Origin of the sequence: Streptomyces sp. NPDC057010 (assembly GCF_042673805.1) — a bacterium.
Taxonomy (GTDB): Bacteria; Actinomycetota; Actinomycetes; order Streptomycetales; family Streptomycetaceae; genus Streptomyces.
In genome coordinates, this window is the sequence record NZ_JBHUSC010000053.1 from 16,461 (window position 1) to 40,157 (window position 23,697).

The 23,697-nt window shown below is 72.9% G+C and carries 24 protein-coding genes; 14 read left to right on the top strand and 10 right to left on the bottom strand.

Translation table 11 applies throughout. From position 1 onward, the window contains the following. Nucleotides 1–187 precede the first annotated feature (187 nt). The 3 genes from panB to ACFTXQ_RS30355 all read left to right on the top strand — a co-directional run bounded on the left by panB (nucleotide 188) and on the right by ACFTXQ_RS30355 (nucleotide 3,006). Nucleotides 188–1,054 carry a 3-methyl-2-oxobutanoate hydroxymethyltransferase gene (gene panB / locus ACFTXQ_RS30345; protein WP_382646791.1) on the top strand — a complete coding sequence of 289 codons (867 nt, stop codon included), beginning with the start codon at nucleotides 188–190 and terminating at the stop codon, nucleotides 1,052–1,054. 111 nt (nucleotides 1,055–1,165) lie between these two features. Then, a complete protein-coding gene (locus ACFTXQ_RS30350; protein WP_382646794.1) occupies nucleotides 1,166–2,155 on the top strand; it encodes an ATP-binding cassette domain-containing protein in 990 nt (329 codons plus the stop codon). Then, entirely contained in the window at nucleotides 2,152–3,006 is an 855-nt protein-coding gene (locus ACFTXQ_RS30355) for an ABC transporter permease (RefSeq protein WP_382646797.1), read from the top strand. Before ACFTXQ_RS30350 ends, ACFTXQ_RS30355 begins: the two co-directional genes overlap by 4 nt. A 59-nt stretch (nucleotides 3,007–3,065) precedes the next feature. On the opposite strand, the gene ACFTXQ_RS30360 is transcribed toward ACFTXQ_RS30355, so the two are convergent. Continuing rightward, nucleotides 3,066–6,425, bottom strand: a complete 3,360-nt coding sequence (locus ACFTXQ_RS30360; RefSeq protein ID WP_382646800.1) for a BTAD domain-containing putative transcriptional regulator — start codon at nucleotides 6,423–6,425, stop codon at nucleotides 3,066–3,068. Between the two features lie 73 nt (nucleotides 6,426–6,498). Here ACFTXQ_RS30360 and ACFTXQ_RS30365 point away from each other — a divergent pair, with 73 nt between their 5' ends. Next, the gene (locus ACFTXQ_RS30365) at nucleotides 6,499–7,299 is read left to right on the top strand and encodes a site-2 protease family protein (RefSeq protein WP_382646803.1); all 801 of its coding nucleotides are present in this window, start codon (nucleotides 6,499–6,501) and stop codon (nucleotides 7,297–7,299) included. Nucleotides 7,300–7,304: 5 nt separating this feature from the next. Here ACFTXQ_RS30365 and ACFTXQ_RS30370 read toward each other — a convergent pair whose 3' ends face one another. Together ACFTXQ_RS30370 and npdG are read right to left on the bottom strand one after the other, a co-directional pair. After that, the gene (locus tag ACFTXQ_RS30370) at nucleotides 7,305–7,499 is read right to left on the bottom strand and encodes a hypothetical protein (protein ID WP_382646806.1); all 195 of its coding nucleotides are present in this window, start codon (nucleotides 7,497–7,499) and stop codon (nucleotides 7,305–7,307) included. 84 nt (nucleotides 7,500–7,583) lie between these two features. After that, nucleotides 7,584–8,300 (bottom strand): NADPH-dependent F420 reductase, encoded by a 717-nt coding sequence (gene npdG / locus ACFTXQ_RS30375; protein ID WP_382646809.1) that lies wholly within the window; start codon nucleotides 8,298–8,300, stop codon nucleotides 7,584–7,586. Between the two features lie 112 nt (nucleotides 8,301–8,412). Here npdG and ACFTXQ_RS30380 point away from each other — a divergent pair, with 112 nt between their 5' ends. Beyond that, nucleotides 8,413–9,018, top strand: coding sequence for a hypothetical protein (locus tag ACFTXQ_RS30380; protein ID WP_382646812.1), 606 nt, complete (start codon nucleotides 8,413–8,415; stop codon nucleotides 9,016–9,018). A 9-nt stretch (nucleotides 9,019–9,027) separates the two neighbouring features. Here ACFTXQ_RS30380 and ACFTXQ_RS30385 read toward each other — a convergent pair whose 3' ends face one another. After that, nucleotides 9,028–9,264 carry a hypothetical protein gene (locus ACFTXQ_RS30385; protein ID WP_382646814.1) on the bottom strand — a complete coding sequence of 79 codons (237 nt, stop codon included), beginning with the start codon at nucleotides 9,262–9,264 and terminating at the stop codon, nucleotides 9,028–9,030. 72 nt (nucleotides 9,265–9,336) lie between these two features. On the opposite strand from ACFTXQ_RS30385, the gene map reads away from it, so the two are divergent. Beyond that, nucleotides 9,337–10,194: a type I methionyl aminopeptidase gene (map, locus tag ACFTXQ_RS30390; RefSeq protein ID WP_382646817.1), complete on the top strand. Its 858-nt coding sequence runs from the start codon at nucleotides 9,337–9,339 to the stop codon at nucleotides 10,192–10,194. A 130-nt stretch (nucleotides 10,195–10,324) separates the two neighbouring features. Continuing rightward, a complete protein-coding gene (locus ACFTXQ_RS30395) occupies nucleotides 10,325–10,972 on the top strand; it encodes a heme oxygenase (biliverdin-producing) (protein WP_382646820.1) in 648 nt (215 codons plus the stop codon). Here the strand turns inward: ACFTXQ_RS30395 and ACFTXQ_RS30400 are convergent. Further along, nucleotides 10,962–11,633: a PhzF family phenazine biosynthesis protein gene (locus ACFTXQ_RS30400; protein ID WP_382646823.1), complete on the bottom strand. Its 672-nt coding sequence runs from the start codon at nucleotides 11,631–11,633 to the stop codon at nucleotides 10,962–10,964. The two genes, ACFTXQ_RS30395 and ACFTXQ_RS30400, sit on opposite strands and share 11 nt — an antisense overlap. A 299-nt stretch (nucleotides 11,634–11,932) precedes the next feature. Here ACFTXQ_RS30400 and efeO point away from each other — a divergent pair, with 299 nt between their 5' ends. The 3 genes from efeO to efeU are packed head-to-tail and all read left to right on the top strand — an operon-like array spanning nucleotide 11,933 to nucleotide 15,294. Then, complete coding sequence (efeO, locus tag ACFTXQ_RS30405) at nucleotides 11,933–13,087, top strand: iron uptake system protein EfeO (protein WP_382646826.1); 1,155 nt, start codon at nucleotides 11,933–11,935, stop codon at nucleotides 13,085–13,087. Nucleotides 13,088–13,118: 31 nt separating this feature from the next. Continuing rightward, nucleotides 13,119–14,399 (top strand): iron uptake transporter deferrochelatase/peroxidase subunit, encoded by a 1,281-nt coding sequence (gene efeB / locus ACFTXQ_RS30410; protein ID WP_382646829.1) that lies wholly within the window; start codon nucleotides 13,119–13,121, stop codon nucleotides 14,397–14,399. A 46-nt stretch (nucleotides 14,400–14,445) separates the two neighbouring features. After that, nucleotides 14,446–15,294 (top strand): iron uptake transporter permease EfeU, encoded by an 849-nt coding sequence (gene efeU / locus ACFTXQ_RS30415; protein ID WP_382646832.1) that lies wholly within the window; start codon nucleotides 14,446–14,448, stop codon nucleotides 15,292–15,294. A 77-nt stretch (nucleotides 15,295–15,371) separates the two neighbouring features. Here the strand turns inward: efeU and ACFTXQ_RS30420 are convergent, their stop codons facing one another. From ACFTXQ_RS30420 to ACFTXQ_RS30430, 3 genes are read right to left on the bottom strand one after another with little or no spacing between them, the layout of a single operon-like run. Continuing rightward, nucleotides 15,372–15,935, bottom strand: coding sequence for a GNAT family N-acetyltransferase (locus ACFTXQ_RS30420; RefSeq protein WP_382646835.1), 564 nt, complete (start codon nucleotides 15,933–15,935; stop codon nucleotides 15,372–15,374). Nucleotides 15,936–15,960: 25 nt separating this feature from the next. Further along, nucleotides 15,961–16,827, bottom strand: coding sequence for a PhzF family phenazine biosynthesis protein (locus ACFTXQ_RS30425; protein ID WP_382646838.1), 867 nt, complete (start codon nucleotides 16,825–16,827; stop codon nucleotides 15,961–15,963). 45 nt (nucleotides 16,828–16,872) lie between these two features. Next, a complete protein-coding gene (locus ACFTXQ_RS30430) occupies nucleotides 16,873–17,634 on the bottom strand; it encodes an SDR family oxidoreductase (RefSeq protein WP_382646840.1) in 762 nt (253 codons plus the stop codon). Nucleotides 17,635–17,742: 108 nt separating this feature from the next. Here ACFTXQ_RS30430 and ACFTXQ_RS30435 point away from each other — a divergent pair, with 108 nt between their 5' ends. Together ACFTXQ_RS30435 and ACFTXQ_RS30440 are read left to right on the top strand one after the other, a co-directional pair. Continuing rightward, nucleotides 17,743–19,062 carry a multidrug effflux MFS transporter gene (locus ACFTXQ_RS30435; RefSeq protein WP_382646843.1) on the top strand — a complete coding sequence of 440 codons (1,320 nt, stop codon included), beginning with the start codon at nucleotides 17,743–17,745 and terminating at the stop codon, nucleotides 19,060–19,062. A gap of 58 nt (nucleotides 19,063–19,120) precedes the next feature. Beyond that, nucleotides 19,121–20,116, top strand: coding sequence for a small ribosomal subunit Rsm22 family protein (locus tag ACFTXQ_RS30440; protein ID WP_382646846.1), 996 nt, complete (start codon nucleotides 19,121–19,123; stop codon nucleotides 20,114–20,116). Between the two features lie 108 nt (nucleotides 20,117–20,224). Here ACFTXQ_RS30440 and ddaH read toward each other — a convergent pair whose 3' ends face one another. Then, a complete protein-coding gene (gene ddaH, locus ACFTXQ_RS30445) occupies nucleotides 20,225–21,073 on the bottom strand; it encodes a dimethylargininase (protein ID WP_382646849.1) in 849 nt (282 codons plus the stop codon). 120 nt (nucleotides 21,074–21,193) lie between these two features. Here ddaH and ACFTXQ_RS30450 point away from each other — a divergent pair, with 120 nt between their 5' ends. After that, entirely contained in the window at nucleotides 21,194–21,805 is a 612-nt protein-coding gene (locus tag ACFTXQ_RS30450) for a TetR/AcrR family transcriptional regulator (RefSeq protein WP_382646852.1), read from the top strand. A gap of 165 nt (nucleotides 21,806–21,970) precedes the next feature. Continuing rightward, nucleotides 21,971–22,720: a bifunctional DNA primase/polymerase gene (locus tag ACFTXQ_RS30455; RefSeq protein ID WP_382646855.1), complete on the top strand. Its 750-nt coding sequence runs from the start codon at nucleotides 21,971–21,973 to the stop codon at nucleotides 22,718–22,720. Nucleotides 22,721–22,753: 33 nt separating this feature from the next. Here the strand turns inward: ACFTXQ_RS30455 and yaaA are convergent, their stop codons facing one another. After that, on the bottom strand, nucleotides 22,754–23,554 hold the full coding sequence (gene yaaA / locus ACFTXQ_RS30460) for a peroxide stress protein YaaA (RefSeq protein WP_382646858.1): 801 nt from the start codon (nucleotides 23,552–23,554) through the stop codon (nucleotides 22,754–22,756). Nucleotides 23,555–23,697: the final 143 nt, after the last annotated feature.

Consider the following 23,697-nt stretch of genomic DNA (forward strand, 5'->3'; position numbering starts at 1 on the left):
GGCCGTGCGCCACGGGTTCCGCTTGTCACGAAACGCGCACATTGGCGCGCGGAGGCCGGCCGTGGGCCGATGTGTGCCCGGCGCGACCCCGCGGGCACTTCCGCCGCGGGCCCGGCGGATGCCACCATGGTGGGTGAGTCCGGGGACACCGTGAGGGTGCCTCGAGATGACACAAGGAGCAGTTGCAATGACGCATGCCGTTTCGCCTGCCCGCGAACCCGCAAAGGCCTCCCCCACCCTGTACGGAGGCACGGGCACCCGGCGCATCACCGTCCGCGACCTGACCCTCGCCAAGGAACGCGGCGAGAAGTGGCCCATGCTCACCGCCTACGACGCGATGACCGCGTCCGTGTTCGACGAGGCCGGCATCCCGGTGATCCTCGTCGGCGACTCGATGGGCAACTGCCACCTCGGCTACGACTCCACCGTCCCGGTGACGATGGACCAGATGACCATGCTGTCGGCGGCCGTCGTACGCGGCACCAGCCGCGCCCTGGTCATCGGCGACATGCCGTTCGGCTCGTACCAGGAAGGCGCCGTGCAGGCGCTGCGCAGCGCCACCCGGCTGGTCAAGGAGGCGGGGGTCGGAGCGGTCAAGCTGGAGGGCGGCGAGCGCTCGCTGCACCAGACCGAGCTGATCGTGCAGGCGGGCATCCCCGTCATGTCCCACCTGGGTCTGACCCCGCAGTCCGTCAACGCCATGGGCTACCGGGTGCAGGGCCGCGGCGACGAGGCCGCGCACCAGCTGCTGCGCGACGCGAAGGCCGCGCAGGACGCGGGCGCCTTCGCGGTGGTGCTGGAGCTGGTCCCGGCCGAGCTGGCCGCCGAGGTCACCCGGTCCCTGCACATCCCGACGGTCGGCATCGGCGCGGGCGCGGAGTGCGACGCGCAGGTGCTGGTGTGGACGGACATGATGGGGCTGACCGGCGGGAAGATGCCGAAGTTCGTCAAGCAGTACGCGCAGCTGCGCCAGACGATGGGCGACGCGGCGAAGGCCTTCGCGCAGGACGTGGTCGGCGGAACGTTCCCGCAGGCGGAGCACGCCTTCCACTGAGCCGTGACGACGGCTCGGTGAAGCAGTGACCGACAGCCCGCCGACAGCGCGTCGGCGGGCTGTCGGTTGTTTGTCGGTGGGTTGTCAGTGGCGGCTGGTCCCATGGTGGACATGACGCGAAACGACAAGAACAACGCCGTCGAAGTGCGGGGGCTGGTCAAGCACTACGGCGACACCAAGGCCCTGGACGGGGTCGACCTGGACGTCCGCGAGGGCACCGTCCTCGGAGTCCTCGGCCCCAACGGAGCCGGCAAGACCACCCTGGTGCGCTGCCTGTCCACCCTGATCACCCCCGACGCGGGCACGGCGACGGTCGCGGGCTTCGACGTGGTCCGCCAGCCGCGGCAGCTGCGCCGCACCATAGGCCTCACCGGCCAGTACGCCTCGGTCGACGAGAAGCTCTCCGGCTGGGAGAACCTCTACATGATCGGCCGGCTGCTGGACCTGTCCCGCAAGGACGCCCGCCTGCGCGCCAACGAGATGCTGGAGCGGTTCTCCCTGACCGAGGCGGCCAGGAAGGCCGCCATGAACTACTCCGGCGGCATGCGCCGCCGCCTGGACCTCGCCGCCTCGCTCATCGGCAACCCGGCCGTGCTCTACCTGGACGAGCCGACCACCGGCCTGGACCCCCGTACCCGCAACGAGGTGTGGGACGAGGTCCAGCGGCTGGTCGCCGAGGGCGCCACCGTGCTGCTCACCACCCAGTACATGGAGGAGGCCGAGCAGCTCGCCAGCGAGCTGACGGTCATCGACCGCGGCAAGGTCATCGCCTCCGGCAAGGTCGACGAGCTGAAGGCCCGGGTCGGCGGCCGCACCCTGCGGATCCGCCCCGTGGCCGCCTCGGACCTGCCGGGCATGGCCCGCGCGCTGGCCGAGGCCGGGCTGGACGGGGTGGCCGGCTCGCAAGCCGTGCCGGACGAGGGGGTGCTGCTGGTGCCGATCCTGAGCGACGAGCAGCTGACCGCCGTCGTCGGCCTGCTGGCCGCCCGCGGGTACGCGATCGCCGACCTCGGCACCTACCTGCCCAGCCTGGACGAGGTGTTCCTCTCCATCACCGGCCAGAAGCCCACCATCGAGACGACCGAGGAGGTCGCGGCATGAGCACCGCCACCACGACGAAGCCGGCCGACACCCCGGCCGCCCCGGCTGCCGGCGCGGCCGCCGCGACCGGCGAGGGCCGGATCGGGCTGCGGGCCAACCTGCGGCACATCGGCGCCCTGGTGCGCCGCAACGCCCTGCAGATCAAGCAGGACCCCGAGTCGATGTTCGACGTCCTGTTCATGCCGATCATCTTCACGCTGCTGTTCGTGTTCGTCTTCGGCGGCGCGATCTCCGGCAAGGGCAACCAGGGCGAGTACGTCAACTACGTGGTCCCCGGCCTGATGGCGATGATGGGCATGAACATCGCGATGGGGGTCGGCACCGGCGTCAACGACGACTTCAAGAAGGGCGTGATGGACCGGTTCCGGTCCATGCCCATCGCCCGGTCCTCGGTGCTCATCGCCAAGATCGTGGTCGAGCTCGGCCGGATGATGGTCGCCATCGCGATCCTGCTCGGCATGGGCTTCATCCTCGGCCTGTCGATCAAGACCTCGGTCCTCGACCTGCTCCTGTCGATCGGCCTGTCCGCGGTCTTCGGCGCCTCCCTGATGTGGATCTTCATCCTGCTCGGTCTGACCCTGAAGACCGCCCAGGCCGTCCAGGGCATGGCGATGATCGTCCTGATGCCGCTGCAGTTCGGCAGCTCGATCTTCGCCCCGCCGTCCACGATGCCGGGCTGGCTGCAGAGCTTCACCGACTACAACCCGCTGTCCAACCTGGCCGACGCGGCCCGCGCCCTGATCAACGGGACGCCGATCGGCAACTCGGTGTGGATCACGCTGGCCTGGTCGCTGGCCATCACCGCGGTCACCATGCCGATCGCCGTCCGCAAGTTCCGCCAGAAGACCTGATCCGGGCCGGCCGGTCCGTTCGGATCGCGTCCCGGACGGACCCCTGACCGGGGGCCGGGTCAGAAGAGGGCGGCGGCTTCCTCCAGGGTGAGGCCGCCGCCCTCGGCGTACGCCTCCTCGTAGGCGGCGTCACCGAGCGCCGCCCGTGTCAGCTCCTCGGCACGGGCGGCGTCCTCGCGTTCCGTGGTGACGGGGAAGTGCCCGGGCGGCAGGTGGGCCCGGTAGGCGCCGAGCAGGCGGGCCGCGTCATGGCAGCGCTGCGGGCCGCCCAGCGAGCCGAGGGAGACGGCGGCCGTCAGCAGGTAGACGGCCGCCAGCTGGGGGGCGACCATCTTGGCGAGCGGGTCCTGCACGGCGGTCGACGAATCGCGGACCAGGGCCAGCGCGGCTTCGAACTCGCCCGCCTGGTTGTCGAGCCAGGCCATCGTGGCACGGAGGAACACGTCGAAGACCGCGTAGGCGCCGAAGGCGAACTCCTCGCGCAGCACCTGGATCTGGGCGCGGGCCTCGGGGATCCGGCCGGTGCGGCCGAGGACGTACGCGAGGAACATCCGGGCGGCGGGCATGGCCTCGTTGCCGAACTGCTGGACGGTGGCGACGACGCCGCCGAGGATCTCCTCGGCCTCCTCCATCTGGCCGTCCTCGGCGAGGTTCCCGGCCATGCGTACGCGCAACACGGTCACCTGGGCCTTGGCTCCGAGGCGTTCGGCGTGCTCGATGGCGGCGCGGTAGTCCTCGGTGGCCGGCCCGTACTGGCCGCGCCTCTCGCGGGACTCGGCGCGGGCGGAGAGGGCCTCGGCGCAGCCCCAGTCGTCGCCGAGCTCGCGGAAGAGGGCGTGGCTCTCGTCGGCGTCGCGCGAGGCGTCGCCGGCCCAGTCGGCGCGGTTGGCGAGGATGTTGGCGCGCAGCTGGAGGGCGGAGGCGAGCTCCCAGCGGTAGCCGAGCTCGCGGGCGGTGTCGACGGTCGCGTCGACGACCTCCTTGAGCAGTCCGGGGTCCCCCGCGATCATGACGGCGTAGATCCAGAGGGAGGCCGGGGTCCGGCAGGTCTGCGGGAGCCCGGGCCGGTAGGTGGCGAGCACGCCGTCGACCCGGGTCCGCACCTCCGGGCTGTTCCAGTCGGAGTTGGTCTGGTCGCGGGCGGCCAGCAGGACCAGGTGGACGGCGCGCCAGGCCTCGGCGAGCTGTTCTCCGGTGTAGGGCGGGGGCGTGTCGACGAGCCGCTCGTACACGGGCTCGGCGGGGACGAAGGGCGGCAGGAACGGATCGGGCCCGAGGGCCACGGCCGCCTCGGACCAGTGCCGGGCCTCGCCGCGCAGGTCGTGCATGTGCCAGTACCAGCCCAGGGCGTGGACGAGGCAGAGCACTTCGCCGGCGTCGCGGGCGGCGACGGCCCGGCGCAGGGCGGTACGGAGGTTCTCGTACTCGGTGGCGAGCCGGTCGGCGGCGGCGCGCTGGCCGTGGCCGCGGAGCAGGGGCTCGCAGGTGCGGGCGAGTTCGCGGTAGTGGACGAGGTGGCGGCGCTCGGTGTCCCGGCGGTCGCCGCCGGCTTCGGCGAGGCGCTCGGCGGCGTACTCGGCGACGGTCTCCAGGAGGCGGTAGCGCATGCCGGAGGCGTCGGGGCCCGGGGCGGCCACGACGAGGGACTTGTCGACGAGGGAGCCGAGGACGTCGGCGACGTCGGCAACGTGGAGGGCGGCTTCGGCGGCGGCTTCGGCGGCGACGGGGCCGGTCCCGTCGGCGCAGACGGCTTCGGCGGCGGCGAGGTCGCAGCCGCCGGCGAAGACGGACAGCCGGCGCAGGACCGTGCGCTCGGGTTCGTCGAGGAGCTCCCAGGACCAGTCGACGACGGCGCGCAGGGTCTGCTGGCGGGGCAGGACCGTACGGGAACCGCTGGTCAGCAGACGGAAACGGTCGTCGAGGCGGTCGGCGATCTGGCGCGGGGTCAGCAGCCGCAGCCGGGCGGCGGCCAGCTCGATGGCCAGCGGCAGGCCGTCGAGGCGGCGGCAGATCTCGGCGCAGGCGGCCGGGTCGTCGGCGGTGCGGAAGCCGGGCCGGGCGGCGGCCCCGCGGTCGGCGAGCAGCCGCAGCGCGACGGGATCGGGCAGCGGCTCCACCGGGCGCAGCAACTCCCCCGGCACCCCGAGGGGTTCGCGGCTGGTGGCGAGGATCTGCACGCCGGGGCAGCGGGCGAGGACCTCCTCGGCGAGCTTGGCGGCCGCCCCGATGACGTGCTCGCAGTTGTCGAGCAGGAGCAGCAGCCGCCGCCGGGCGACGTGCTCGATGAGCCGCTCGACGGGGTCGTCGCCGGTGCGGTCGGTCAGCGCGCGCAGCTCCTCGGCGGCGGCGCCGCGGAGCTTGGTCTCGCGCGCCCCGAGGGCGGCGAGCACGGCCTCGGCCACGTCCTCCGGGTCGTCCACGGGGGCCAGTTCGACGAGCCACACCCCGTCGGGCCAGCCCCCGGCGGCGTGCGCCTCGGCGGCCTCCTGCGACAGCCGCGTCTTCCCGGCCCCGCCGGGCCCCAGGAGGGTGACGAGCCGCGCCCGGCCGAGGTCCCCGCCGATGACGCGGATGTCCTCCTCCCGCCCGACGAAGGTGGTGAGCCGCGCCCGCAGGTTCCCCTGCCGGACCGCCTCGGGTGCCGCCGCCGGGGACGGGCCCGGCCCCTCGGTGCTGCCGAACCGGTTCTGCGGGCCGGGGGCCGGGGCCTGCGGGGTCAGGAGGTCGGCGTGAAGGGTGCGCAGGGCGGGGCCCGGGTCGGCGCCCAGGCGGTCGGCGAGGTCCCGGCGGACCTCCTCGTAGGCGGCCAGGGCTTCGGCGGGGCGGCCCGCGTCGCGCAGGGCCCGGATGCGCAGGGCCTGGAGGGGCTCGTCCAGCGGGTGCTGCGCGCACAGCGCGGTCAGCTCCGGCAGCGCCTGCTCCGCTCCGCCCAGGGCCAGGGCCGCCGCGAGCCGGCCCCGGCGCGCGTCCGCCCGTACGGCGTCCCAGCGCGCGGCCTCCGCGGCCGGGTCCGGCAGGTCCGCCAGCGCCGGGCCGCGCCACAGGGCGAGGGCCTCGTCGTACAGGGCGGCCGCCGCGGCCGGCTCCGGGGCCTCGCCCGCGGCCCGGGCCAGCCGCTCGAAGCGGTACAGGTCGACGTCCTCCCGCTCGGCGGCCAGCAGGTAGCCGCCCTCCGCGGAGCGCACGGCCTCGTGCCCCAGCGCCCGCCGCAGCCGCGCGACCAGTGCCTGCAGGGCGGCCACCGCGTCGGCCGGCGGGTCCCCGTCCCACACCTCGGCGACCAGCAGGTGCGCCGGGACCGCGCGCCCCGGCCGCAGCGCGAGCGCCGTCAGCAGCGCCCGCAGGCGCGCTCCGCCGACGGCGACGGGGGTCCCGTCGTCGCTCATGGCCTGGGTGGTGCCGAGAATCGCGTAACGCACCGGCCCATTGTCCCCGGAGCCGTGCTCGACCCCGACCCCATTTCCCTTCCCCGCCCGGGATAGGTTTCGCCGCATGGGTCACCAGGGCAGCCGCGGCGAGCGGCAGATCAGTTCCGTATTCCTCGGCATCGTCGCCGTCATGGCGGTCACCGGCTGGGCGGTGTGGACCGGGTACTCGACGAGCACGGGGCTCGCGGTGTTCCTCTTCGTGACCTCGGCGTGGATCGTCTCCCTCTGCCTCCACGAGTACGCGCACGCCCGCACCGCCCTGCACGGCGGCGACCTCACGGTCGGCGCCAAGGGCTATCTGACCCTCAACCCCCTGAAGTACACGCACGCGCTGCTCAGCATCATCCTGCCGGTGATCTTCGTGATCCTGGGCGGTCTCGGCCTGCCCGGCGGCGCGGTGTACATCGAGCGCGACCGGATCCGGGGCCGCTGGAAGCACAGCCTCATCTCGGCGGCCGGCCCGCTGACCAACGTGGCGTTCGCCGTCGTGTGCACGGCCCCGTTCTGGCTGGACGCCCTCGACGGCGTCCCGCAGGCCTTCCGCTTCGCGCTGGCCTTCCTCGCCCTGCTCCAGGTCTCGGCGGCGATCCTGAACTTCCTGCCGGTACCGGGCCTCGACGGCTACGGGGTGATCGAGCCCTGGCTGTCGTACCGGGTCCGCCGCGAGGTGGCCCCGCTGGCACCGTTCGGCCTGATCGCGGTGTTCGCCCTCCTCTGGATCCCGGAGGTCAACGCGTTCTTCTTCGACGTGGTGCGCGGCGTGCTGTCCGGCCTGGGCGTCTCCGACCTGGAGACCTACTGCGGCCGCGACCTCTACCGCTTCTGGCAGGACACCAACGGCTTCTGCGACGCCCCCCGCTCCTAGGCCGTCTAGAGGGCGCCGGGCCCGGAGGCGGCGGCCTTCTCGGCCTTCGCCTTGCGGATGTAGTACCAGGCCATGTTGGACGTGAGCCCCGCCAGCAGCACCCAGACGATCCCGAGGAAGCTGCCCTCCACGAAGGCGACGACGGCCGCGGCCACGGCACAGACGCAGACGACAACGGCGAAGACGGCAAGGCGGGGCATGGGAAGAGCTCCTCGGCAACACGAAACGGGGTCGAGCCCCTCCAGTGTCCCCCATGCCCCGCAGTACCCCCGTAAGGACGGGGCTCAGACGTCCGTGATGCGCAGGCCCGCGTGGGCCTTGTAGCGGCGGTTGGTCGAGATGAGGTTGGCGACCAGGGACTCGACCTGGTGGGCGTTGCGCAGGCGGCCGGCGAAGACGCCGCGCATGCCGGGGATGCGGGCGGCCAGGGCCTGGACGATGTCCGTGTCCGCGCGGGCTTCGCCGAGGACCATGACGTCGGTGTCGATCTCGTCGATCGACTCGTCCTGGAGGAGGACCGCCGAGAGGTGGTGGAAGGCCGCCGTGACGCGGGAGTCGGGGAGCAGGGCGGCGGCCTGCTGGGCGGCGCTGCCCTCCTCGACCTGGAGGGCGTACGCGCCCTGCTTGTCGAAGCCCAGCGGGTTGACGCAGTCGACCACGAGCTTGCCCGCGAGGTCCTCGCGGAGGGCTTCGAGGGTCTTGGCGTGGCCTTCCCACGGCACCGCGATGATGACGATGTCGCTGCGGCGCGCGCACTCGGCGTTGTCGGCGCCCTCCACGCCGAGGCCCAGTTCGTCGGCCGCGGTCCGCGCGCGGTCGGCGGCGCGGGAGCCGATGATCACCTTCTGTCCGGCCCGGGCGAGCCGGTAGGCCAGTCCGCGCCCCTGGTCGCCGGTGCCGCCGAGGACGCCGACGACGAGGCCGGAGACGTCCGGGAGGTCCCACGGGTCCTTGGCGGGCGCCTTCGCGGGGGGCTGCTGCGTGCTGTCTGTGGAGGTCATGGGGGCGAGGGTAGGCGAGGGCACCGATGAGATCCACAGAGTCGAAGGTCGAATGGGGTGGGCCGGGCAGGAACCGCTCCCCTCTGTCCCTTTCATACGGCAGGATGCGGGAATGGACGCCGTGAGAGTCGCGCTGCTGCGCGAGGTACTCGCCGGTACGCAGTGGCCGGGCGCCGCGCGCCGGTTCGCCGGGTCGCTGCGGCGCTCGGTCGTGCCGGCCGGGGGAAACCTGCTGCTGGTGGGGACCGAGCAGTACGAGCCCTGGCACCTGGCGGCGCACCTGGTGGACGAGGCGGCCTGGTCGGGGCTGCCGGAGCTGGCGCCCACGCTCGTACGGCACCACGTGCTGCCCGGGGAACCGCCGCACCTGTCGGTGGGGCTGGGCAGGCTGGCGGCGGCCCGGCGCGGGCACACGCTGCTGGTGGTGGCTCCGCAGGAGCCGGGCGAGGGGCTGCTGGAGCGGGTGCACGACGCCCGGCGCGCGGGGGCGACCGTGCTGTCGCTGGACGGCGGGGATCCGGATCTGCGGACGCTCGCGCACGAGGCGCTGTCGGTGGCGGAGGGCACCGCCGAGCTGGATCTGGACACCGTGCAGCACCTGGTCAGCGCGGCGGCCGGGGAGAACAGCCTGCCGGTGCAGCGCGGTCCGCGCCGCTTCCGGGACCGGCTGGCGCGGCTGGCCGATCAGCTGACCGCCCCGCCGCCCAGTCGCTGGTAGGCGGCGCCCCTACTGCGCCGTGCCTTCCTCGTCCTCGCGGGTCTTGTCGTTCCACTTCGGATCGTTCTGCCATTCGAGGTTGCGTTCCTGCGCCGATTCCATGGCGTGGGCCGCCTCATCGGGCGTCGCGTACGGGCCGAAACGGTCCTTCGCCGGGCACTCGGGGCCTTCCTCGACCTTCTGGTGGACCAGGCAGTAGTACCACTCGCCCGGTTTGCCCACCTGGCGCTTCTTGAACAGGGGCATCGCTGTCGGGCTCCTCTCGATACCGGTCTCTGCCGCCATGCTGCCCCATCCCCGCTGGATACACTCGCTTGCATGTCTGGCCAGTCGCTGCTCGTACCAGGGGAGCTTTCTCCCGTCCGTTCCGTTCCCGGAAACATCCGCCGGCCCGAGTACGTGGGCAAGCCCGCGCCCACCCCGTACACCGGACCGGAGGTGCAGTCGCCCGAGACCATCGAGGCCATGCGCACCGCCGGCCGGATCGCCGCCCAGGCGATGGAAGAGGCCGCCAAGCTGATCGCCCCGGGGGTGACCACCGACGAGCTGGACCGGGTCGCGCACGAGTACATGTGCGACCACGGCGCCTACCCGTCGACGCTGGGCTACCGGGGCTTCCCGAAGTCCCTGTGTTCCTCGGTCAACGAGGTCATCTGTCACGGCATCCCCGATTCCACCGTCCTGCGCGACGGCGACATCGTGAACCTCGACGTGACCGCGTACATCGGCGGCGTCCACGGCGACAACAACGCCACCTACCTGTGCGGGGAGGTGGACGAGGAGTCGCGGCTGCTGGTGGAGCGGACGCGCGAGGCGCTGAACCGGGCCATCAAGGCCGTCAAGCCGGGCCGCCAGATCAACATCATCGGCCGGGTCATCGAGTCGTACGCGAAGCGCTTCGGCTACGGCGTCGTCCGGGACTTCACCGGCCACGGCATCAACTCGTCCTTCCACTCCGGCCTGATCATCCCGCACTACGACAGCCCGCACGCCACCACCGTCATCGAGCCCGGGATGACCTTCACCATCGAGCCGATGCTGACCCTGGGCACCCACGAGTACGACATGTGGGCGGACGGCTGGACGGTCGTCACGAAGGACCGCAAGCGGACCGCGCAGTTCGAGCACACACTGGTCGTGACGGACAGCGGGGCGGACATCCTGACCCTGCCGTAGCTCCGCGCGGCCGGGCCCATTTTTTACCGACAAGGCGTCGGGAACACATTGACTTAGGCATACCTAAGCAGGAGGATCGGGTGTGGCGGCGCGGCCGCCACGCCTGTTCCCCCATTTCCGGAGGTCGGTCTTGGACGCCTTCTCCACGGTCATCCGCGTCGCTTCGCACGAGCAGCACACCGAGGCGGAGACGTCGACCTTCATGAGCGACCTGCTGGGCGGGCGGCTCGGCGTCGACGCCTACACGCGCTACACCGAGCAGCTGTGGTTCGTGTACCGGGCGCTGGAGGACGCGGCCGAGTCCCTCAGGGACGACCCGGTCGCCGGACCCTTCATCCGGCCCGAGCTGATGCGCGTCGCCGAGATCGAGCGGGACCTGGCCCACCTGCGGGGCCCGGACTGGCGCGGCAGCGTGACGGCGCTGCCCGCGACCGAGGCCTACGCCGCCCGGGTGGCGCAGTGCGCGGCCGAGTGGCCCGGCGGGTACGTCGCCCACCACTACACCCGCTACCTGGGTGACCTCTCCGGCGGCCAGATCATCCGCGACAAGGCGGAGCGGACCTGGGGCTTCGAGCGCAAGGGCGACGGCGTCCGCTTCTACGTCTTCGCCGACATCTCCAACCCGGCCGCCTTCAAGCGGACCTACCGCGAGCTGCTCGACGCGATCGCCGCCGACGACCTGGAGAAGCAGCGCATCATCGACGAGTGCAAGCGCGCCTTCGACTTCAACGGCGCGGTCTTCCGCGAGCTGGGCGAGCAGTTCCCGCTCAGCGCGTAGCCGCCGCGGGGGGCGCCGCGAAGCGGACGCGGCCGCCGATCTCGACCGTGCCGTCGGGGCCGGGGGCGGTGAGGATCTGGGAGCCGGCGCCCTGGGTGATGTTCAGGGCGCGGTTCAGCTGCGCGGTCAGCAGGATCGCCGCCGAGCCGGTGGCCTCGTCCTCGGCGATGACCCCGTCGGCACGGCGCGGGAAGCCTCGGGCGCGTACCCGGCCCGCGGCCTCGTCCTCCCAGGCCCAGGCGTACAGCCAGCCGTCGCCGGGCGGCGGGGCGGGCAGCGCCTCGACCTCGGCGACGGATCCGTACTGCTCGGTGCGCTTGCCCTCGACCCACTCGGCGCGGGCCGTGATCCAGGTGAACTCCCCGTCGTCACGGGCCCATACGGAGCCGGCCGGCGGCTGGAGCTCCTCGATGTCCAGCAGCCAGGCCAGCCCGACCAGCGGATGCCCGGCGAAGGACATCCGCGTGCCGGGGGTGCGGATGTCGACGACCCCGCGCTCGGGGTCGTCGACGAACACCGTCTCGCTGTAGCCCAGTTCGGCGGCGAGCGCCTGCCGGGACGCGTCGTCGGGGCAGGTGCGGCCCTCGCGTACGACACCGAGCAGGTTGCCGAACCGGCCGTCGGCCGCGCAGAAGACCCTCAGGACGTCGAGATCGTTCACCCGGGCATTCAAGCACGGCCCGATCGGAGCGGGGGCGTGCGCCGCCGCTCCGCTTGTGGTCCCAGTACGCGGCGAAGGCCGTCCCACCGTACGGAACGGTCACTCCGACTTGACTTCCGCTTGACTCGGCCATGGGTTTGCCATGGCAGTGCCGTGACGACGCCGTGTCCGGCGCCGCGAGGTGAGAGCTGAATCACTGGACGAGTGGGTATGGGTCAGGTAAGCCTCGGTTAAGTTAGGTCCGCCTCACCGGCCCTCCCCCCTGGGACGGGCCCCACGTCCGACGCCCAGGAGCCCCCATGCGCCCCGCCCGCCTCACCGTCATCGCCGCCGCATCCGTCGCGGCGGCCCTGACCGCCGTCACCGGCTGCTCCCAGAAGGGCGACGCGGGCGGCGACGGCGCGATCAAGGTGGCGGCCTCGGACAGCGCCTGCGAGGTGTCGAAGACCGAGTTCCCGGCCGGCAAGGTGCAGATCGACGTCGAGAACAAGGGCTCCAAGGTCACCGAGGTCTACGTCCTCTTCCCGGACGCCCGCATCGTGACCGAGCGCGAGAACATCGGCCCGGGCACCAAGGCCTCCATCACCGCCGAGATCAAGGCGGGCGAGTACGAGATCGTCTGCAAGCCGGGCATGAAGGGCGACGGCATCAGCCAGAAGGTCAAGGCCACCGGCAAGGGCGCCGCCGAGGAGAAGCGCAGCCCCGAGGCGGACGCCGCGGTCGCCGCCTACCGCGCGTACGTGGTCCAGCAGGCCGAGGAGACCCTCCCCAAGGCGCAGGCCTTCGCCGACGCCGTCAAGGCCGGCGACATCGAGACCGCGAAGAAGCTCTACGCCGCCTCCCGCATCGGCTGGGAGCGCACCGAGCCGGTCGCCGAGTCCTTCGGCGACATCGACCCGAAGGTCGACGTCCGCGAGGACGGCCTGGAGGCCGGCCAGGACCCGGCGAAGGACTGGACGGGCTGGCACCGCCTGGAGAAGTCCCTGTGGGCCGACAACAAGATCGACGAGAACGACAAGAAGCTCGCCGACACCCTGATCGCGGACCTGACCGACTGGCAGAAGAAGGTCGGCACCGCCGAGATCACCCCCTCCTCGATGGCCAACGGTGCCAAGGAGCTCCTCGACGAGGTCGCCTCCGGCAAGGTCACGGGTGAGGAGGAGCGCTACTCCCACACCGACCTCGTCGACTTCAAGGCCAACGTCGAGGGCGCGCAGAAGGCGTACGAGCTGCTCAAGCCGATCGCCTCGAAGAACGACCCGGAGCTCGTCAAGCAGCTGGACGCCCAGTTCACGGCGATGAACGAGCTGCTGGACAAGTACCGCGCCGACAAGGCCTCCTACGACTTCACCGCCTACGACAAGGTCGGCGAGCCGGAGCGCAAGGAGCTCTCGGACGGCGTCAGCGCGCTGGGCGAGCCGCTCTCCAAGCTCGCCGCCGCGGTCACCAAGTAACGAGCAGGGTCGAAGGAGGCGGGAGAACACCATGACCGAGTCGGAGTCCGCGGCGCAGCAGCCGCAGCAGCAGGAGCAGCAGGAAGCCGCCGCGCCCTCGCGGCGCGCCCTCCTGGGCTGGGGCGGTGCCGGGCTCGCGCTCGGCGCGGCCGCGGCCGGCGGCGCGGTGGCCGCGTTCGGCAGCGGTTCGGACATGGTCTCGGCGGCCTCCGCCGGTTCGGCCGTGCCGTTCCACGGTGAGCACCAGGCCGGTATCGCGAGCGCCGTGCAGGACCGGCTGCACTTCGCGGCCTTCGACGTGAAGACGAAGAGCCGCGAGGAGCTGATCAAGCTCCTCAAGGAGTGGACCGAGGCGGCCCGCCTGATGACGGCCGGCCTGCCCGTCGGCGACGTGTACGAGGGCTCCCCCGAGGCCCCGCCCACCGACACCGGCGAGGCCCTCGGCCTGAAGGCCTCCCGCCTCACCCTGACGATCGGTTTCGGGCCGGGCCTGTTCGCCAAGGACCGGTTCGGTCTGGAGGGCAAGCGCCCCGACGCGCTCGTCGACCTGGAGCTGTTCCCCGGCGACAACCTGGACGCGGCCCGCTCCGGCGGCGACATCTGCGTCCAGGCCTGCGCCGACGACCCGCAGGTCGCCGTGCACGCGATCCGCCAGCTGGCCCGCATCGGCTTCGGCAAGACCGTCGTGCGCTGGTCGCAGCTGGGCTTCGGCAAGACCTCGTCGACGACGCCCGAAGAGCAGACCCCGCGCAACATGATGGGCTTCAAGGACGGCACCCGGAACATCTCGGGCACCGACAAGGCGGCCCTGGACAAGCACGTGTGGGTCGGCGCCGGCGACGGCAGCGAGTGGATGACCGGCGGCTCCTACCTGGTGGCCCGGCGGATCCGGATGAACATCGAGATCTGGGACCGGACCCCCCTCCAGGAGCAGGAGGACATCTTCGGCCGCGACAAGGGCGAAGGCGCCCCCGTCGGCAAGTCCAAGGAGCGCGACGAGCCGTTCCTGAAGGCGATGAAGCCCGAGGCGCACGTCCGCCTCGCGCACCCGGACACCAACAACGGCGCGACGATCCTTCGGCGCGGCTACTCCTTCACGGACGGCACGGACGGGCTGGGCCGCCTCGACGCGGGCCTGTTCTTCCTCGCCTACCAGCGCGACGTCCGCAAGGGCTTCATCCCGATCCAGCGCAACCTGGCGAAGTCCGACGTCCTCAACGAGTACATCCAGCACGTGGGTTCGGCGATCTTCGCCGTCCCGCCGGGCGTCCGCGACAAGGACGACTGGTGGGGCCGGACGCTGTTCGCGTAGCCCCCGTCGCCGTACCGCTCGTAGAGCCTGGAGAGGAACAACCGCCGTGTTCGGCAACTATCTGATCGGCCTGCGCGAGGGGCTGGAGGCCAGCCTGGTCGTCTGCATCCTCGTCGCGTACCTGGTCAAGACCGAGCGCCGGGACGCCCTGCGTCCCGTGTGGCTCGGCATCGGGATCGCGTGCGCGCTCTCGCTCACGTTCGGCGCCATGCTCGAGTTCGGCACGCAGGAGCTGACCTTCGAGGCGCAGGAGCTGCTGGGCGGCAGCCTGTCGATCATCTCGGTGGGTCTGGTGACGTGGATGGTCTTCTGGATGAAGCGCACCGCGCGGCACCTGAAGGCCGAGCTGCACGGCAAGCTCGACTCGGCGCTCGCCATGGGCACCGGCGCGCTCGTGGCCACCGCCTTCCTGGCGGTGGGCCGCGAGGGCCTGGAGACCGCGCTGTTCGTGTGGGCGTCGGTACGGGCCAGCGGCGAGGGCTCGTCGGCGCCGCTGATCGGCGTGCTGCTGGGCATCGCGACGGCGATAGTGCTGGGCTGGCTGTTCTACCGGGGCGCCCTGAAGATCAACCTCGCGAAGTTCTTCAAGTGGACCGGCGCCATGCTGGTGGTCGTGGCCGCGGGCGTGCTCGCGTACGGGGTGCACGACCTCCAGGAGGCCCGCTTCCTGGGCGGCCTGGACACCAGGGCCTTCGACATCAGCTCGGCGATCCCGCCGGACAGCTGGTACGGAACCCTGCTCAAGGGCGTCTTCAACTTCCAGCCGGACCCGACGGTGCTCCAGCTGTCGGTGTGGGCGCTGTACGTGATCCCGGTGCTGGTGCTGTTCTTCTACGACTCGGCGCGCCCGGCGGCCCCGAAGGCGCAGCCGCAGGACACGACGCAGGTCAGCTGACGGGAGCCGGCGTCCGCAGGGGCTGTCGGTGAGCGGCGTTCGCGCCGGTCACCGACGGCCCCTGAGCCGTATCCGGGTCACCAGAGCCGGTCGATCACGCCCGGGTACAGCGGGACGCGGACGCCGGTGAAGGCCGCCCGGTCCCGGTCCGGGGTCCGCGTGAAGAAGGCCGCCACCACCGCCTTGTCGAAGCCGGGTCGGTCGGTGGCCAGCGGCTCCGCGGGCGTCCCGCCGACCAGGACCGTGCCGGGGAGCTCGGCGAAGCCGGCCGCCTCGTAGAACGGCGCCAGCGGCCGGTCGCAGCTGAACACCGCCAGGTCCACGGCCGGATCGCCCGCCAGCGCGGCCCGGGCCGCCGCCACGAGCCGGCCGCCGAGCCCCTGGCCGCGTGCCTCCGGCCGGGTGACGACGGCACTGAGCCCGGCCGCCCGGTACGTCCGTCCCGCCAGCGGGATCTCCTTGAACAGCAGCGCCAGCGAGGCGGCCACGTTGCCGTCGGCGTCGATCAGCAGCAGTGCGCGCGGCGCGAGCGCCGGATCGTGCCCGGGCGAGGCCCCCGGCCAGGCCGCGTCCTCAAGCTCCGCGACCTGCCGGGCCAGCCCCTCGGGCACGTCGGCCTCCGCGAACCCGAGCACCCTCATCCGCGGACCCACGGGCCGCACCCGCTCACGGGATCCGCACCCCCGTACCGCCGACCCTGACCCGGGGGTCGCCGGCCCGCAGGGTCACCGTGAGCACCCCCGGCCGCCCCATGTCGGCACCCTGGTGGAGGGTGAGGACGGCCTCCTCGGGCACCAGGCCCAGCTCCCGCGCGTACGCGCCGAAGGCGGCCGCCGCGGCGCCCGTCGCGGGGTCCTCGACGACCCCGCCGACCGGGAAGGGGTTCCGTACGTGGAACTCCGCCGGCCCCGCCCGGTGCACCAGCTGCACCGTGACGAGGTCCAGCCGCCGCATCAGCGCCTCCAGCCGGGCGAAGTCGTAGGCGAGGTCCGCGAGGCGGGCCCGGGTGGCGGCGCCGAGCACCAGGTGGCGGGCTCCCGCGTAGGCGATCCGGGGCGGGAACGCCGGGTCCAGGTCCGCCTCCGGCCAGTCCAGCGCGGCCAGCGCCTCGGCGAGGTCGGCCGCCCCGATCTCCTCGGTGTGCGGCTCGACGCTGGTCAGCGTGGCCCGCAGCACCCCCTCCTCGGCGGCGACGGAAACCGGCACGGTCCCGGCCCGTGTCGCGAACAGGAGGTCGCCCGGCCCGAGCCGCTCGCCCAGCGCAACGGCGGTGGCCACGGTGGCGTGCCCGCAGAACGGCACCTCCACCTTCGGGCTGAAGTAGCGGACGGTGAACGCCCGCCCGGGCTCCCCGCCGAGCCCCTCGGGCGGGGCCGTCAGGAAGGCCGTCTCGCTGTAGCCGAGCCCGGCGGCGATCTCCAGCATGGCCGCGTCGTCCAGCCCGGCCGCGTCGAGCACGACCCCGGCGGGGTTGCCGCCCTCGGGGTCCCGGGAGAAGGCGGTGTAGCGCAGTACTTCGGTATCGGTGGTCATCCGACCATGATCAACCGCGTCCCACCGCCCTGGCAACGGGGTTGCTCAGCCCCGCCCGATGTACGGCATCGTCGTCGCCATCACCGTCGCGAACTGCACGTTCGCCTCCAGCGGCAGCTCGGCCATGTGCAGCACCGTGCGGGCCACGTCGGCGGCGTCCATCACCGGCTCGACGGCCAGCTGCCCGTTGGCCTGGAGGATGCCGGTCTGCATCCGCTCGGTCATCTCGGTCGCCGCGTTGCCGATGTCGATCTGGCCGCAGGCGATGCGGTACGGGCGCCCGTCGAGCGACAGCGACTTGGTCAGGCCCGTCATCGCGTGCTTGGTCGCCGTGTAGGCGATGGAGTTCGGCCGCGGCACGTGTGCGGAGATGGAGCCGTTGTTGATGATCCGGCCGCCCTGCGGGTCCTGCTCCTTCATCTGCCGGTAGGCCGCCTGCGCGCACAGGAAGGCGCCGGTCAGGTTGACGTCCACGACGGAGCGCCACGCCTCGTAGCCGATGTCCTCCAGCGGGACCCCGCCCGGGCCGAAGGTGCCCGCGTTGTTGAAGAGCAGGTCGAGGCGCCCGTAGCGCGCGCGGACCGCCTCGAACAGAGCAGTCACCTCACCCGGATCGCTCACGTCCGTCGGCACGCACAGCACGTCGGCGTCGTCCCCGGCCGCCTTGGCGGTCTCCTGCAGCGGTTCGGCCCGGCGGCCCGCCACGGCCACGGCCCAGCCGGCCGCGGCCAGGGCCAGGGCGACGGAACGGCCGATGCCGGAGCCGGCTCCGGTCACCACGGCGATCTTCTTGGCAGTTGCGTTCATGGGGCCGCAGGGTACGTCACACCGGGCTCCGGCCCCGGGACGTTCCGATAGCTGAGAGCATGGGGCGGTCAGGGGTGCACAGCGCAGATCAGAGGACTGGAGTTCCGTATGTCGGAAAGAGCCCCCGCGACGCCCCCCGCAGCCGAGCCCACCGAGGCGAGCGAGGCGACGGGGCCGTCGCCCGCGTCCCCTTCCTCCCCCGTCGCCGTCACCCCCCTGACGGCTGCACGCCGCACCGGCCTGCTCGTCACCTTCATACTCGGCGGGCTCACCGCCCTGCCCCCGCTGTCCATGGACATGTACCTCCCGGCCCTGCCGGAGGTCACCGCCGCGCTGCGCAGCCCGGCCGCGACCGTGCAGCTCACCCTCACCGCCTGCCTCGCCGGCATGGCGCTGGGCCAGCTGGTCATCGGCCCGATGAGCGACAAGTGGGGCCGCCGCCGGCCGCTGCTCACCGGCATGATCGTGTACGTCCTCGCCACCGCGATATGCGCCCTCGCCCCGACGGCGGAGCTGCTGATCGCCTTCCGCCTGCTCCAGGGGCTGGCCGGGGCGGCCGCGATCGTCATCGCACGAGCCGTCGTACGCGACCTGTACGACGGCGTCGAGATGGCCAGGTTCTTCTCCACCCTGATGCTGATCTCGGGCACGGCCCCGATCATCGCCCCTCTGATAGGCGGCCAGGTGCTGCGCTTCGCCGACTGGCGGGGCGTCTTCGTCATCCTCACGGCCGTCGGCACCGTCCTCACCCTGACGGTGTGGCGCGGTCTCGCGGAAACGCTGCCGCCGGAGCGCCGGCACACGGGGGGCGTCGGCTCGTCCCTGCGGACCATGCGCGGCCTCCTCGGCGACCGCGTCTTCACCGGCTACACCCTCTGCGGAGGCTTCGCCTTCGCGGTCCTCTTCTCGTACATCTCCGCGTCCCCGTTCGTGGTGCAGGAGATCTACGGTGCTTCGCCGCAGGCCTTCAGCCTCCTCTTCGGGGTCAACTCGGTGGGCCTGATCGCCGTCGGGCAGATCAACGGCAAGCTGCTGGTCGGGCGGGTCAGCCTGGACAAGGCGCTGGCCGTCGGACTCGGCGTCATCACCCTCGCCTCGGTGTCCCTCCTCCTCATGTCGACCGGGGTGTTCGGGGAGGTCGGCCTGGCCCCGATCGCGGCCGCCCTGTTCGTCCTCATGTCGGCGATGGGCCTGGTCCTGCCGAACACCAACGCCCAGGCCCTGATGCGCACCCCGCACGCGGCGGGCTCCGCCTCCGCGCTGCTCGGCACGTCCTCCTTCCTGGTCGGCGCGATCGCGTCCCCGCTGGTCGGCATCGCCGGGGAGGCCACGGCGGTCCCCATGGCCCTGGTGCAGGTGACCTGCGCCCTCCTGTCGGTGGCCTGCTTCCTCACGATGTGCCGCCCCTGGCGTCCGCGCCCGGAGTAAGCCCAGGGGGCGGGGGCGACGGCGGGGGCGGGGCCGGGCGGGGCCGTAAACTTCGCTGGTGAACACCACCGCCGAGACCCTCCGCAGCGCCCTCGCCGGGTTGCTCGACGGGCTCCCGCCCAAGCAGGCGTCCGCCGCCGTCGAGCGGCTCATCGCCAGCTACCGGGGGCAGACCCCCACCGATTCCCCCGTCCTGCGCGACCGCTCCGACGTGGCGGCGTACGCGGCGTACCGGATGCCCGCCACCTTCGAGGCCGTCCGGTCCGCCCTCGACGGGCTCGCGGAGGCCGCGGCCGGCTGGGCCCCCGGCTCGCACGTGGACGTCGGCGGCGGCACCGGCGCCGCGACCTGGGCGGTGGACGCCACCTGGGACGGCCCCCGCGAGACCACGGTCCTCGACTGGGCGGAGCCCGCGCTGGCCCTCGGCAAGGAGCTCGCCGCGGCCTCCGGCTCGCCCGTGCTCCGCGCGGCGGACTGGCGGCGGGCCGTCATCGGCGCCGGGCTGTCCCTGCCCGACGCCGACCTGGTGACCGTCTCGTACGTGCTGGGCGAACTGACCCCGCAGGCCCGCACCGCCGTCGTCGCCGAGGCGGCCCGCGCCGGCCAGGCCGTGGTGCTGATCGAGCCCGGCACCCCGGAGGGCTACCTCCGCATCCGCGAGGCCCGCGACCAGCTGATCGCGGCGGGCCTCAAGGTCGCCGCCCCCTGCCCGCACGACGGGACCTGCCCGATCGAGGTCGGCAAGGACTGGTGCCACTTCTCGGCGCGCGTCAGCCGTTCCTCCCTGCACCGGCAGGTCAAGGGCGGCTCCCTGCCGTACGAGGACGAGAAGTTCAGCTACGTCGCCGCGGCCCGTTTCCCGGTCCGCCCGGCGCCCTCCCGGATCACGCGGAAGCCGCAGATCCGCAAGGGGCTCGTCCTGCTGGACCTGTGCGGTCCCGAGGAAGGTCCTGCGGCGGGGCTGACCCGGGCCACCGTGACCAAGCGCCACGGCGACCTCTACAAGGCGGCGCGGGACGCCGACTGGGGCCAGGACTGGCCGCCGCAGCCGTAGCCGGGGGCGTCCGGGGGCCGTCGGCGGCACAGGACCGCCGACGGCCGGGGAACGCCGACGGCCCGAGGACCGCCGACGGCCCGGAGACCGCCGACGGCCCGGGACCCGCTAGGGCCGCAGCTCCTGCGTGCAGCACTTCACGCTGCCGCCGCCCTTGAGCAGCTCGCCCAGATCCATCGGCACCGGCTCGAACCCGCGGTCCCGCAGCGGCCCCAGCAGCCCGGTCGCCGCCTGCGGCAGCAGCACGTGCAGGCCGTCCGAGACCGCGTTCAGTCCCAGCGCGGCCGCGTCCTGGTCGTCGGCGAGCAGCGCGTCCGGGAAGAGCCGCCTGAGCACGGCCTGGCTGCCCGCCGAGAAGGCGCCGGGGTAGTACATGACCTCGTCGCCGTCGAGCACGCTGAGCGCGGTGTCCAGGTGGTAGTACCGCGGGTCCACCAGGTCGAGGCCGATGACCGGGCGGCCGAAGAACTCCTGCGCCTCGTCGTGCGAGAGCGGGCTGGAGCGGAAGCCGCGGCCGGCCAGGATGTAGCCCGCCGTGACGGCGAAGTCCCCCTCGCCCTCGTTGACGTGGGAGGGCTCGTGGACGTCCTGGTAGCCGTGGGCGCGGAACCAGTCGAGGTGGATCTCGGCCTCGGGGGCCCGTTCCGGATAGGCGAACCGGGCGCCGAGCACCCGGCCGTCGACGACCAGGGCCCCGTTGGCCGCGAAGACCATGTCGGGGAGGGCGGGGTCCGGTACGAGGGTTTCGACGGTGTGCCCGAGGGAGCGGTAGCGGTCCCTCAGGTCCTCCCACTGGGCGAGTGCGAGGGGCAGGTCCACCGGTTTCGTGGGGTCCATCCACGGATTGATGGAGTACGTGACCTTGAAGTGTGCGGGTGGGCACATCAGGTAGCGCCGGGGTGTGGCGTCTCTGCGCAAAGAAGGCTCCTCACGACTTACACGACTTTCACGACTCACGACGAGCAGTGGAGAGAATCGTCTCTCCTCAAGCAGGACAACGCAGTGAACTGATCGGGTGGTTTACGGGACGAGGAGAAGGCGGGGAAGACGAGACGTCTCGGTTGATATTTTGGCCGCATGTCCAAGACCCCTGACGCCACCCGCCGCAGCGACCGCTCCCGGCGCGCCATCCTCGACGCCGCGCTCGCCCTCGTCGGAGAGGTCGGCTACGACAGGCTGACGATCGAGGCCATCGCGGCGCGCGCCGGGGTCGGCAAGCAGACCATCTACCGGTGGTGGCCGTCGAAGGCCGCCGTCCTCCTCGAAGCCTCGCTGGCGCTCGCCGGGGACGCGGAGGCGGCGGACGGGTGGGCCGGTTTCCCGGACACGGGGGACCTCGCGGCCGACCTGAAGTACGTCCTGCGGGCGACCGTGGACGAGCTGAACGACGAGAAGTACGAGGCCCCCCTCCGCGCCCTGACGGCGGCCGGGGCGAGCGACCCCGCGCTCGGGGCCCGCTTCACCGAGCAGCTGCTGGAGCCGCAGCTGGCCCTGTACGAGGCGCGGTTGCGCACGGCGAGGGAGGCCGGCCGGCTCGCGCCGGACACGGATCTGCGACTGACGGTGGAGATGCTGGTCGGCCCGCTGACGTACCGCTGGCTGCTGCGGACCGCTCCGCTGACGCATGGTTATGCCGATGCGCTGGTGGACCGGGTGCTGGGCGGGGTGGCATCCGTCACCGCGGACTAGCCGGAGCGCAGCCCCGCCGGAGCCCAATTGCCCGAATTCCACACGTATATGGGGATTGACGGCCGCCCATCCGGAACCCCCCGGTCGTGGAGAGCGGTCACCCGGGGCTCAGGATGGTGGGACCATGTGAAGGTCCGCCGGGGCAACGGTGAGGTGAGGGGTTAGATGGGGTCCGAGTCCGGCCGCTTCAAACGCGGCGAGCAGAGCAGGATTTCCCAGTGGCTGCTTCGGCGCCGGAAACCCGCCGCCGAGGACCCCGGACGCGAACGCGAGGCCCTCCTGCTGGCTGTCGCCGCCGCCGGTCTGCCGCTCGCCCCCGCCGCCCATCCCGCCGGCTACCGATGTTCGTGCGACCGGATCGGCTGTCCGACGCCGGCCCGGCACCCGCTCTCCTTCGCCTGGCAGACCCAGTCGACCACCGACCGCGCACAGGTCGAGCGCTGGGCGCGCAACCAGCCCCAGGCCAACTTCATCACCGCGACCGGCATGGTCCACGACGTGCTCGACGTCCCGCTGGAGGCCGGGGCCGCCGCCCTGGCCCGCCTGCTGGAGGCGGGCATCGAGGTCGGACCCGTGGCCGAGTCGGGCGGTACGGGCGACCAGGCCCGCATGCTGTTCTTCACCGCGACGCGGGGCACCCCGGAGGACGAGGACGAGTGGTGGCCGTGCGAACTGGACTGCCATCCCGAGACGATGGACGAGCACCCGGGGCTGCGGTGGCACTGCCGCGGCAGCTACGTCCTGGTCCCGCCGGCGGCCCTCCCCGGTGACCAGTCGGTGACCTGGCTGCGCGGCATGGAGTTCCCCCTGCCGGACCCCCTCACCCTCCTGGAAACCCTGACGGACGCCTGCGCCGAGTACGCGGGCACCTCGGCCCAGACCCCGGCGGCAGTCGCCTGGCCCCTGGGCCGCTGACGGCGGTGACGCAGGGGGGTGCGGGCCCGGGGGTCAGTGGATCTGGGTGACCACCACGTCGAGGGACCACGCCTTGCCCGGCTTGGCAGGCGCTTCGGACTCGACCACGTAGCCCAGGTCCCGCAGGGCCGTCACCAGCTCCGCCGGGGACGCGGGGGCCGCGCCCGCGAGCAGCAGGTCCCGCACCAGCCGGCCCTTCGTCGCCTTGTTGAAGTGGCTGACCACCGACCGCTTCTCCACGCCGTCCACCACCTGCGAGTGCAGCACCCGCACGGTGGCCGTCCGCCCGGCCACCTCCCCCTTCGGCTTCCAGGCGGATCCGTACGCCGCCGACCGCAGGTCCAGGACGAGGCCCTCGCCGGCCGCCCCGGGCATGACCTCCGCCATGGGGCCGCGCCAGTACGCGCCGAGCGCCCCCAGCCCCGGCAGCTTCACGCCCATCGAGCAGCGGTACGAGGGGATCCGGTCGGTGATCCGCACCGCGCCCCACAGCCCCGAGAACACGAGCAGCGCGTCCTCGGCCGCCGCCCGCGCCTGCGCCGGGAGGCCGGCGAGCCCCAGGGCGTCGTACAGCACGCCCGTGTAGATCTCCCCCGCCGGGCGGGCCACCGCCGTGCGCAGCTCCGCGTTCTTCGCGACCTCGCCCCGCAGCCCCTCGCTCAGGCCGAGCACCTCACGGGCCTTGAGCTCGTCCGCCGCGCACAGCTCGACCAGCTCCTCCAGGACGGCCGCGCGCGCCCCGGCCAGGCCGGGCAGGGACAGCGCCTCCGGCTTCAGGGGTGCGCCGGAGCCGCCGGCGGCCTTTCCCTCGGACGGCGGCAGCAGCACGAGCACGGTGGTTCTCCTTCTTCGCGTACGAGCGCGGGGGTGCGGCCCCGACATGACAGCGTAGGCCCTCCCGCGCGGCACCCCTCCCCCTCGCCCGGCCGGGCCCCGCCCCGGCCCCTGCCCCGGCCCGCCCCGGCCCCGCCCGGCCC

Coding starts and splice junctions, on each gene's coding strand:
- ACFTXQ_RS30370 (WP_382646806.1), bottom strand. CDS start 7,499: ATGCCCCGCCTTGCCGTCTTCGCCGTTGTCGTCTGCGTCTGTGCCGTG.
- ACFTXQ_RS30430 (WP_382646840.1), bottom strand. CDS start 17,634: ATGAACGCAACTGCCAAGAAGATCGCCGTGGTGACCGGAGCCGGCTCC.
- ACFTXQ_RS30350 (WP_382646794.1), top strand. CDS start 1,166: ATGACGCGAAACGACAAGAACAACGCCGTCGAAGTGCGGGGGCTGGTC.
- ACFTXQ_RS30450 (WP_382646852.1), top strand. CDS start 21,194: ATGTCCAAGACCCCTGACGCCACCCGCCGCAGCGACCGCTCCCGGCGC.
- ACFTXQ_RS30425 (WP_382646838.1), bottom strand. CDS start 16,827: ATGACCACCGATACCGAAGTACTGCGCTACACCGCCTTCTCCCGGGAC.
- ACFTXQ_RS30365 (WP_382646803.1), top strand. CDS start 6,499: ATGGGTCACCAGGGCAGCCGCGGCGAGCGGCAGATCAGTTCCGTATTC.
- efeB (WP_382646829.1), top strand. CDS start 13,119: ATGACCGAGTCGGAGTCCGCGGCGCAGCAGCCGCAGCAGCAGGAGCAG.
- map (WP_382646817.1), top strand. CDS start 9,337: ATGTCTGGCCAGTCGCTGCTCGTACCAGGGGAGCTTTCTCCCGTCCGT.
- panB (WP_382646791.1), top strand. CDS start 188: ATGACGCATGCCGTTTCGCCTGCCCGCGAACCCGCAAAGGCCTCCCCC.
- ACFTXQ_RS30385 (WP_382646814.1), bottom strand. CDS start 9,264: ATGCCCCTGTTCAAGAAGCGCCAGGTGGGCAAACCGGGCGAGTGGTAC.
- npdG (WP_382646809.1), bottom strand. CDS start 8,300: ATGACCTCCACAGACAGCACGCAGCAGCCCCCCGCGAAGGCGCCCGCC.
- ACFTXQ_RS30355 (WP_382646797.1), top strand. CDS start 2,152: ATGAGCACCGCCACCACGACGAAGCCGGCCGACACCCCGGCCGCCCCG.
- ACFTXQ_RS30455 (WP_382646855.1), top strand. CDS start 21,971: ATGGGGTCCGAGTCCGGCCGCTTCAAACGCGGCGAGCAGAGCAGGATT.
- ACFTXQ_RS30435 (WP_382646843.1), top strand. CDS start 17,743: ATGTCGGAAAGAGCCCCCGCGACGCCCCCCGCAGCCGAGCCCACCGAG.
- ACFTXQ_RS30380 (WP_382646812.1), top strand. CDS start 8,413: ATGGACGCCGTGAGAGTCGCGCTGCTGCGCGAGGTACTCGCCGGTACG.
- efeO (WP_382646826.1), top strand. CDS start 11,933: ATGCGCCCCGCCCGCCTCACCGTCATCGCCGCCGCATCCGTCGCGGCG.
- ACFTXQ_RS30420 (WP_382646835.1), bottom strand. CDS start 15,935: ATGAGGGTGCTCGGGTTCGCGGAGGCCGACGTGCCCGAGGGGCTGGCC.